Origin of the sequence: Synechocystis sp. LEGE 06083, from assembly GCF_015207725.1 — a bacterium.
GTDB lineage: Bacteria > Cyanobacteriota > Cyanobacteriia > Cyanobacteriales > Microcystaceae > Synechocystis > Synechocystis salina.
In genome coordinates this window covers 1-8,941 of record NZ_JADEWJ010000160.1, presented here as the reverse complement: position 1 = coordinate 8,941, position 8,941 = coordinate 1, and the positions used below count along the sequence as shown (strand labels likewise).

The 8,941-nt window shown below is 46.2% G+C and carries 8 protein-coding genes and 1 pseudogene; 3 read left to right on the top strand and 6 right to left on the bottom strand.

All coding sequences use genetic code 11. The annotated features are described in order from the left end of the window. Positions 1 to 664: 664 nt before the first annotated feature. Positions 665 to 1,036: an STAS domain-containing protein gene (locus tag IQ219_RS12640; RefSeq protein ID WP_194072837.1), complete on the top strand. Its 372-nt coding sequence runs from the start codon at positions 665 to 667 to the stop codon at positions 1,034 to 1,036. A 114-nt stretch (positions 1,037 to 1,150) separates the two neighbouring features. Here the strand turns inward: IQ219_RS12640 and IQ219_RS12635 are convergent. Then, a pseudogene (locus tag IQ219_RS12635) lies at positions 1,151 to 1,389 on the bottom strand (S24 family peptidase); the annotation flags it as partial. Between the two features lie 608 nt (positions 1,390 to 1,997). Here IQ219_RS12635 and IQ219_RS12630 point away from each other — a divergent pair. Continuing rightward, positions 1,998 to 2,369, top strand: coding sequence for a type IV pilus biogenesis/stability protein PilW (locus tag IQ219_RS12630; RefSeq protein ID WP_190599914.1), 372 nt, complete (start codon positions 1,998 to 2,000; stop codon positions 2,367 to 2,369). 129 nt (positions 2,370 to 2,498) lie between these two features. On the opposite strand, the gene IQ219_RS12625 is transcribed toward IQ219_RS12630, so the two are convergent. From IQ219_RS12625 to IQ219_RS12605, 5 genes are all read right to left on the bottom strand, one after another. After that, positions 2,499 to 3,761: a Y-family DNA polymerase gene (locus IQ219_RS12625; RefSeq protein ID WP_194072836.1), complete on the bottom strand. Its 1,263-nt coding sequence runs from the start codon at positions 3,759 to 3,761 to the stop codon at positions 2,499 to 2,501. Further along, positions 3,758 to 4,192, bottom strand: coding sequence for a LexA family transcriptional regulator (locus tag IQ219_RS12620; RefSeq protein WP_194072835.1), 435 nt, complete (start codon positions 4,190 to 4,192; stop codon positions 3,758 to 3,760). Before IQ219_RS12620 ends, IQ219_RS12625 begins: the two co-directional genes overlap by 4 nt. Before the next feature lie 123 nt (positions 4,193 to 4,315). Then, positions 4,316 to 6,520 (bottom strand): ATP-dependent RecD-like DNA helicase, encoded by a 2,205-nt coding sequence (locus tag IQ219_RS12615; RefSeq protein WP_194072834.1) that lies wholly within the window; start codon positions 6,518 to 6,520, stop codon positions 4,316 to 4,318. 270 nt (positions 6,521 to 6,790) lie between these two features. After that, positions 6,791 to 7,987 (bottom strand): alpha/beta hydrolase, encoded by a 1,197-nt coding sequence (locus IQ219_RS12610; protein ID WP_194072833.1) that lies wholly within the window; start codon positions 7,985 to 7,987, stop codon positions 6,791 to 6,793. A 97-nt stretch (positions 7,988 to 8,084) separates the two neighbouring features. Next, positions 8,085 to 8,336 (bottom strand): DUF815 domain-containing protein, encoded by a 252-nt coding sequence (locus tag IQ219_RS12605; RefSeq protein ID WP_194072832.1) that lies wholly within the window; start codon positions 8,334 to 8,336, stop codon positions 8,085 to 8,087. 113 nt (positions 8,337 to 8,449) lie between these two features. Here IQ219_RS12605 and IQ219_RS12600 point away from each other — a divergent pair. Then, the coding region (locus tag IQ219_RS12600) for an Rpn family recombination-promoting nuclease/putative transposase (RefSeq protein WP_194072831.1) at positions 8,450 to 8,941 on the top strand (492 nt) is incomplete at its 3' end.

Below are 8,941 nucleotides of genomic sequence, written 5' to 3'. Positions count from 1 at the left end.
GGCAACAGGGGAATGTGACACCGGGGCAATTATCGCTAGAATTTTGCTGAAAGCCTTTTGAATAATTATTTCCTCTAATGCCACCGAGTTCCCATTTAAGTTTTGACTGCTATTGCTTCTTATATTGGAGATAATGAACTATTGCCCCTGGTGGAACGGGTTAGTCGGTTGGGGCTTAGTATTAGCAACGGAAAATTTTTGGTCGTTAAGGCTGAAAGCTTTATCCAGTGATGCTTTCAGACATCAAATTTTATAGCTTATCTGAATCTCCACTGTCCCATTTATGACCATAAATGAGACAGTTTCGCCGCCTAATTACCCGAAAATCTTGATTTATCGTTAGACAGACTCGTAAAGCCAAACATCGCAAATGGGACAGTTTAGATAAGCGACCCAAATTTTCCCACTGCTAAAACTAAGCCCTCTTGGGATTTGTCCACTTTTTCGGGACAAGGTCACTCTTTGTCTTCTGGTTTCATTGGTCTTTACTCTCCTACGCTTACCCTCCCATTTTCCCTGTTTTTGCTAAAGTGGGATGCTCCCAGCAAATACCCGGCGGGAGATGGAGAATTGGAATTATTCATGCGGTGCGTAATTTAGTCATAATGTTTAGATGATACTTTGATTTAACTTTGAATAAGTAGTGCCAATAGGAAGTTGACCTATGCCCCTAACTATCAGTGTGGATGAACCAAGGACTGGCTCGAAACAAATTCATCTGGAGGGTAGTCTCGATAGCCAAACATCACCGGAATTGGAGAAATTGATTCTTCAAGTCATCACCCCAGATATTCACTGTGCTATTCTGAATTTCACCCATTTAGAATACATCAGTAGTGCAGGGCTGAGGGTGGTGCTCAAGCTGCAACAAATTATGCACAAACATAAAGGTAATGTCTGTGCATTGGGGTTACAACCCCAGGTTAAAAAAGTCTTTGAAATTGTCCAGGCGATGCCAACGAAATCTATTTTTGCTAGTGTTGAAGAATTAGATCAATATCTCATCAATATTCAGCGCAAAATCCTAAACGAATAGAGCTTTTAGAAAAAAATAAAGTTTAAATTGCAGCCTGAGCAATTGGTAAATAGTGGTAGCCCTCCCAGCCTGGAGGGAGAGTTGGGTTTTTCCCTGTCATAAGAACCTGCCACATTCCACAATCAAAATATCCCCGGTAGAATCCCGGCCCCAATCATCGAATCCCCAGTCACTCGGACAAAGAAGGTGGCAGCAGGATGTTTAATCAGATATTGATTGAGGTCTAACTTGCCCTCTAAATAGTCCTCCGCCGGAGAGGGAAAACCGGCTGATACTGGACAAGCGTAAAGGGGCAGCCCATAAACTGTTCGCTGACTGGGACGGTAAATTTCTGGCAGGACGTTGGAAGGCATAATTTATGGGGAGAGCTTCACCATCAACTGTACTAAAACTTTTCTGGGTTGGAGGTAACAGCCATAACCTATTGAGAATTTTCCCTTCCTGTCAAACTGAGGTTACTCAAGGCGATCGCCTACATTCTTCAATGCACGGTGGTAATCCACGGTGCCATCAAATATAGACCCCACAGAAAGCCGGGCTTTAGCCGGGCGGACTTTGCTTTCCATCAGTGACCAGCAAGAACTTTTGGCGATCGCCATTAAACCCCCGGTAAAATTCCGCTGATGGTCGGGGAGTCTCTTATGTAATGTATGTAAGCCTCGTTAGCCCCGCTGAATTGCTTGATGGCGATTGTCAAATGATTGAATTATTTTTGCTTGCCCTAAGCACACACCTTCTCAGGTTGAATGCCATCCGTCTTACCCTGACCTCTGCTTACCTGCTGACCGCGATGTGAATTGTTCTGATATTCCCGACAATCAAAAGCCAGTCAGGGTTACAGGCAAGGATGACCACCAACTTGATAAAGATGGGGATGGTTGGGGATGTGAGTTAAAGGAAGGGCAATTGGGGGGTGATAGTATAGCTAGATAGTGAAAATTTAGAATAGGTATAGAAAAACATGAGCAAAGAAAATTACATCGCAGAAATAATAAAAGAGTTTCCCAGTCTTAAAGCTGGTAAAGAAAATGATGAGAATTGGGCAAATGAAGGGTTTAAATTTCTAAGCAATAAAAACTATGAACAAGCAGAAATTAAGTTTAAAATGCTCACCCGTTCTCAACCCAATCACCAGGACGGGTTTGAAGGTCTCGCTTATCTATATTATGAAACTGGTGATTATAAAAAAGCAGTTTGGTTTATGAAAAAAGCAGTAAAGATTGCCAGAGAATTTCTGAAAAATAATTCTATTGACCTTGAAGTTATTGAAGAAATGGAATCAAATTTAAAATCAATGGAGACTAAAAAAACAATCAAGCGATGGTGGGAATAGATGATGTACAAATAAATTATGACAAGCCCTGCGCCAATCCCAAGGCCGCTCTGCATCCCCATTAGCCCAAACGCCAGCTTTATTGGCGATCGCCATGACCGATAGGTTTTCCAATGAGGTTTTAAACCCCTAGTAAAGTCCTGCCTTTACTTCTGGCAAATCATCCCAAGCCGTTGTAAATCGAGGAGAGCGTAGGTCAGACTTCATCCGCCAATTCTGTTGTTTCTCCAAAAGACCAAAACCGACAGTTTCCCTGCCAAACTGTCGATTAAGCTGATCCACTGTCAATATAAGCCGCTGTTGCCGTTCCGTATCCCGTGGTTGTTCAAAAAGATTGCCTTGCACAATCCGTTCCGACTGTAGCCCTGTCATTATCACGCCAGCTTTTTTGTAGGGATGATGGGGTCGAAAGATTTGTTTGAGGGAGGCTTGAGCCAATTTGAGTAATTCTGGGGTGTAATGGGTTGGGGTCGGCAGGGCGATCGCCTGGGAGATAGAAATTGGTTGCTCAATAAAAAAGCTAGTGCGGGCAAAAATAATCATTACCGCTGGGGTTTGTTGTTGCCGCCGCAGTTTCTCCGCCGCCCGACTAATAAAAAAGGAGATCGCCGTTTGTAATTCATCTAATGTGGTTACTGCCTGGGCAAAGGAACGGGAAACGCAGGTTTCTTGCTTTGGATTAGGAATTAGTTCTAGGGGTAAACAGGAAATTCCCTGGAGTTCTAGTAATAGCCGTTGCCCCACCACTCCCATTTTTTTGCAGACAAGTTCAGGATTGGCTTGTTTAAATTGCAAGGCTGTTGAAATACCCCTGGCGGTAAACCACTTCTCCAACCGTCGTCCAATGCCCCAAATATCGGCGATCGGCATAGTTGCCAAAATAGGATCAGCCGCTTCTGCTTGGTCTAAGCAAAATGTGCCAACCCCGGATTGTTTTGCCACATCGGTCGCCACCTTAGCCAGTACTTTAGTGGGGGCAATGCCAATAGAAACGGGAATGCCTATCCATTGTTTAAGGCAACGCCGAATTTCTTTCCCATAATTCGTATTATTTTGATTTGGAGTTAGTTCCAGAAACGCCTCATCAATGGAATAAATTTCCACAACGGGGCTAAAAAATCGCAGGCTAGTCATTATCCTGTGGGATAAGTCGCCGTACAAAGAGTAATTAGAAGAAAAAATCTGGATATTGTGTCGCTTAACCAAATCTCGAATTTTGAACAGCGGCACTCCCATCTGGATACCTAAGGCTTTAGCCTCCGACGATCTCGCCACCACACAACCATCATTATTGGAAAGTACCAGCACTGGCTTGCCGTTTAATAGGGGTTGAAAGACCCGCTCACAGGACACATAGAAATTATTGCAATCCACCAGGGCAATGCTGTTCATAGGGGATGAATCACACTAGTGACCACACCCCACACTTCAAAGTCCATTAAATCTGTGATGACCAGGGGCGGATAGTCAGAATTTTCGGAAGCTAGATAAATTTTTTGCTTTTCCATCCGCAACCGTTTAACTAATAATTCCCCATTGACCACAGCGATCACCACCTTGCCGTCCTGTGGCTCCAGGGAACGATCCACAATCAAAATATCCCCGGCATGAATCCCAGCCCCAATCATCGAATCCCCAGTCACTCGTACAAAGAAGGTGGCAGCAGGATGTTTAATTAGATATTGATTGAGGTCTAACTTCCCTTCTAAATAGTCCTCCGCCGGAGAGGGAAAACCGGCTGATACTGGACAAGCGTAAAGGGGCAGCTCATAAACTGTTCGCCGGCTGGGACGGTAAATTTCTGGCAGGACGTTGGAAGGCATAATTTGTGGGGAGAGATTCACCGTCAACTGTACTAAAACTATTCTAAGTTGGAGGTAACAGTCATAACCTATTTAGGATTTTCCCTTCCCGGCAAACTGAAGTTACTCAAGGCGATCGCCAAACTAAATCAGATCTCTTCCTTTAATCCTTTCCTGGAGCCTGGTGTGGCGTTGCCGTTCCTGCTGTTGCCGCACAGCATAACCCAAAGCTTTGGAGGAACCAATCACTAAAGCCAACTGTTTTGCTCTGGTAAGTCCGGTGTAAAAAAGGTTGCGGCTCAGTAGAAGGAAGTGTTGCATATACAACGGCAAAATGACCACAGGATATTCCGAACCCTGGCTTTTGTGGATGCTAATGGCCCAAGCTAAACCAATCTCATTTAAATCAGCAAAATCATAATCCACAGGGCGATCGCCATAGGTAATGGTCAATATTTGTTCTTCCTTATCAATGGCAGTGATGGTGCCCTGGTCGCCATTGAAGACTTCCCGAATATAGTCGTTTTTCAGTTGCATAACCCGATCGCCGAGGCGGAAGATGGTGGTTCCCCGTTGGAGCTGGGGCTTATTCTCCTGGGGTGGATTGAGGATAGATTGCACCACGGCATTGAGGTTGCGAGTACCGATTACTCCCCGTTGCATGGGGCATAATACCTGGACATCTTGGCGGGGATTAAAACCTTGCTTGGGAATAAAATCCGTTAGTAACTCCCCAATTAACTGAACCCCATGCTCTGGTTCCGTGCCGCCGTTATGCCAAAGACAATCCGATTGGGGTTGGTCAGAAATGGTTTCCACTTGAGGATATTGCCCGTGGTTGATTTGATGGGCATGGCGAATGATGGCACTGGCTGCCGCTTGGCGAAAGACTTGGTTTAACCTGACTACGGTTATCTGCTGGGAAGCAATCAAATCTCGCAAAACATTCCCCGGCCCGACAGAGGGTAACTGGTCAATGTCCCCCACCAACAGCAATTGAGTCTTGGGGGAAATGGCCTTGAGGAGGGAATGGGCCAGGAACAAATCCAGCATGGAAGCTTCATCCACAATCACCGCATCAAAAGGCAAAGGGTTATCTTCATTACGCTTGAAGCCCATGGTATTGGGGTCAAATTCCAATAGCCGGTGCAGAGTTTTTGCTTCTAGCCCCGTCATTTCCCCTAACCGCTGGGCCGCTCTGCCAGTGGGGGCCGCCAGTCCAATTTTTTTACCCATGGCCTTCCAAAGAGCAACAATGGTGCGGGTGGTGAAGGTTTTCCCTGTTCCTGGGCCGCCGGTGAGGATCATTAGTCCAGCACTGGCCGCTAGAAACACGGCGTTATATTGCTGTTGAGACAATTCCAGTGCTTTTTTTGACGTATAGCGGCTAATCCAGCTTTTTACCCTTTCTGTATCTACCATTTGTCCATTGGCTAACTTTTGCGTCACATAACTCGCCAATTTGCATTCGGTGTGGTAGAAAGTGGGCTTGAACAGTAGAATTTCTTCTGCACTCAATACTTCCTCTATCAAGTCCTGAGCCGCCACCATTTCCCCAACTATTGCCAGCACTGTTTCCACCGTCGCTTCAAATTCCTCCGTGCTTAGCTTGGCGATCGCCTCTTTGACCAATTCTGGTTGGGGAAGATGGCAATGGCCTTGTTCCGCCGCTTCACCAAGGGTGTGGAGAATGCCGGCCCGGTAACGAAACTTGGAAGTGGGAGCGATGCCGACCTGTTGGGCAATTTTGTCTGCCGTCAGGAAACCAATACCGAAAATATCGTCTGCTAATTGGTAGGGATTATCAGTGACCACCTTGATGGCATCATCCCCATACTGCTTATAGATTTTGACTGCATAGGTGGTGGAAACTCCATGGCCCTGGAGGAAAAGCATCACTTCTTTGATGGCTTTCTGCTCTGCCCAGGCACTCTGGATCATCCTGACCCGTTTCTTGCCAATGCCCGGCACCTCAATCAGGCGATCGCTTTCACCTTCAATAATTTCCAGGGTTTCCAAACCAAAATAGGCCACAATCCTTTTTGCTGTCACAGGCCCCACCCCTTTGATTAGGCCACTACCAAGATATTTTTCAATCCCCGTCAAAGTTGCCGGCTTAGTTTCGTGGTATTGACTAACCTGGAACTGGGAACCATATTTGGGATGTTCCTTCCAGATTCCTTGTAATTTAAGGGTTTGCCCCGCTTGGATATTGGCAAAATTACCCACCACCGTTGTTAATTCCTTTGCTCTAGGGATTTGGAGTCGAGCAACGGTGTATCCAGTCTCTTCAGAGTGAAAAGTAATTCGCTCTATTACCCCAGTTAAATAATCTGTTGATTTCTCCATCAATAATATTTGAATACCCCATAAGCGTTGATAATGCTATGGTTGAGCCTTTTTCCAAAGCAATTGAAATGCCATCTGTCGTTACTTAATTAGTCACCTACATTCCGCACGTAGTACACTTTCGTCTGAAATCGAGTACGACGGCAAGCCTATTTCGGGGTTTGCCTCTTGACTCCCAGTCAATCAATACCAGAAAACTACGCTATCTGTAGTGTTTTCCCGAAAATTTAGTAACTATTGGTAGAGCCTGCGGAATGTAGGTAGTCACAATTAGGAGCGTAGTGCCCAAGCTAAGAAACGCTCAGTGTAGTATAGTGCTAACTGGTTGCTTGGACCTGAAAAAATTGCATCAAAAGCGTGTTCAGCCCAAGGGATGTCTAGTAGGATAGCAGTAGTGCCAGATGCAAGCAGGCGCTGGTACATTCCCTGTGCAAATCGCACCTGTACGACATGCTCATTACGCCCATAAACTAACAGCGTTGGCGGCTGTGGGCGAATAGCATAGTTGATAGGAGACGCCTTCTGATATAGATCAGGCAATTCAGCCGGCGAACCCCCTAGAAATGCCCGCAAAACAGATCGCGAATTGATCGGATCGGGGCGCGGAGGGTTGGCATAGCCTTCAGTTAGATCGATGGGACCATAGTAGCTAACTACGGCTCGGACTGGCAGCGTCTCAGACTGCTGATAGGCTGCTAGCATGGCTAGATGCGCCCCGGCAGAACGTCCGAGCAAAGCTATTCGCTCTGGATCAGCCTCATATTCACTACCGTGTTGGCGGATAAAGGCTAGTGCCGTTAGTACATCATCTAACTGGGCAGGGAAGCGATAAAGGGGAGCATGACGGTAATCAATTGCAAAAACGGTGTAGCCCTGCGCTGCCATATAGCGGCTGAAATCGGCGTTTTGCTTTGGATCGCCCCGTTGCCACGATCCACCGTAGATCACCACAATTGCTGGATATTTTCCCACTTGTAAAGGTCGGTAGATATCCATTTTTAACGATACGCCATCAGGAGAGGCAAACTGGATGTCTGGTGTATATCGCACTTCACGGAGATTGATGCCCGTGAAGGAATCAGTGAGGGAAAACGGCTGCGATCGCATCTGGATCTGCAATTGATTGGGAATTTGCTCTAGATAGTTTGTCCCCAGAGCTTCCCGCATAGCAACCTCCATCCTCTGCTGCGTGGCAGGCATTTGAATTAGTGGCATAGCACTAAGAAGGAGTCCCACCAAACTAGCACCCAAAGTCAACCGTTGCAGCCAACTGTGGCGCACGCCTACCATTGATACCCCGCCTGCTGTAGCATTCAGTACCAGTAGCCAGGGGCTAACTTCAGGCACACCGACTCTCAGGGTTAGCAGTGCCATGTTTGGGGCTGGGATGATCATCCAAGCACTGAGAAATAGACCGATGCCACTCAGCAGTAGTGCCAGTATTTTTAGATTGAGGGCGATCGCCATTTGTAAAATTTTTATCCTGGTTCTTGTCATGCTCAGAGACTATCTCCGGGTATGAAACCCGCTAAAGATACAGATATAGTTGTGATCAAATTGTCAATTATGCGCTGAGAAAATCAACAAATTGTCTAGCAGTACGTCCCGATCGCCCATTGTAGCGAGTTGCCCATTGTAAAGCGCGAAATTCTAGATTTTTCTGCTCCAGAACGATTCCAGCTTGTGCTACTAGATATCGAACAATCGGTAAATAAGTATTTTGATCTGCTGTTTCAAAAAGCGATCGCCTAAAAATCGGTTTTTCGGCGTGCCACCAACCCCTAGTAATTTTTAGGGTTATTATCCATGGGTTCAATGTAAGATGCCGTCAAATATAGACCCCACAGAAAACGGGCTTTAGCCGGGCGGACTTTGCTTCTTATCAGTAACTCAACAAATACTTTTGGCGATCGCCCGTAAAATTTGAGTATGTTCGATAATCTGTGCAAATTTCTGGCTGAATCATTTTCCGAAGACTACGCCGAGTGGTTGTTGGGACGACCAATCCAATTGACCAAGCTCAGTCCGACGGAACTTTCCCTGGAGCCAATTCGGGCTGACTCCTTGATTTTGGAGCAATCAGAAGACTTGGTGTTGCATCTGGAATTCCAAACGGAGCCTGACCCGACCATGGGTTTTCGGATGCTGGACTATCGGGTGAGGGTATATCGCCGTTTTCCCCAGAAGACGATGCACCAATTTGTTATCTACTTGAAGCCCAGCAGTAATGACTTGGTTTATCAAGATAGTTTTCAGGTAGGGGAGACTGTGCACCGTTATCAAGCGATTCGGCTCTGGGAGCAATCATCGGAAGCATTTCTTCAGAGTCCAGGACTATTGCCCCTAGCGGTATTGACGCAAACCTCTGACCCGGCATTAAAATTGAGGGAAGTGGCGACTGCACTAGATCAGATTGAGGAT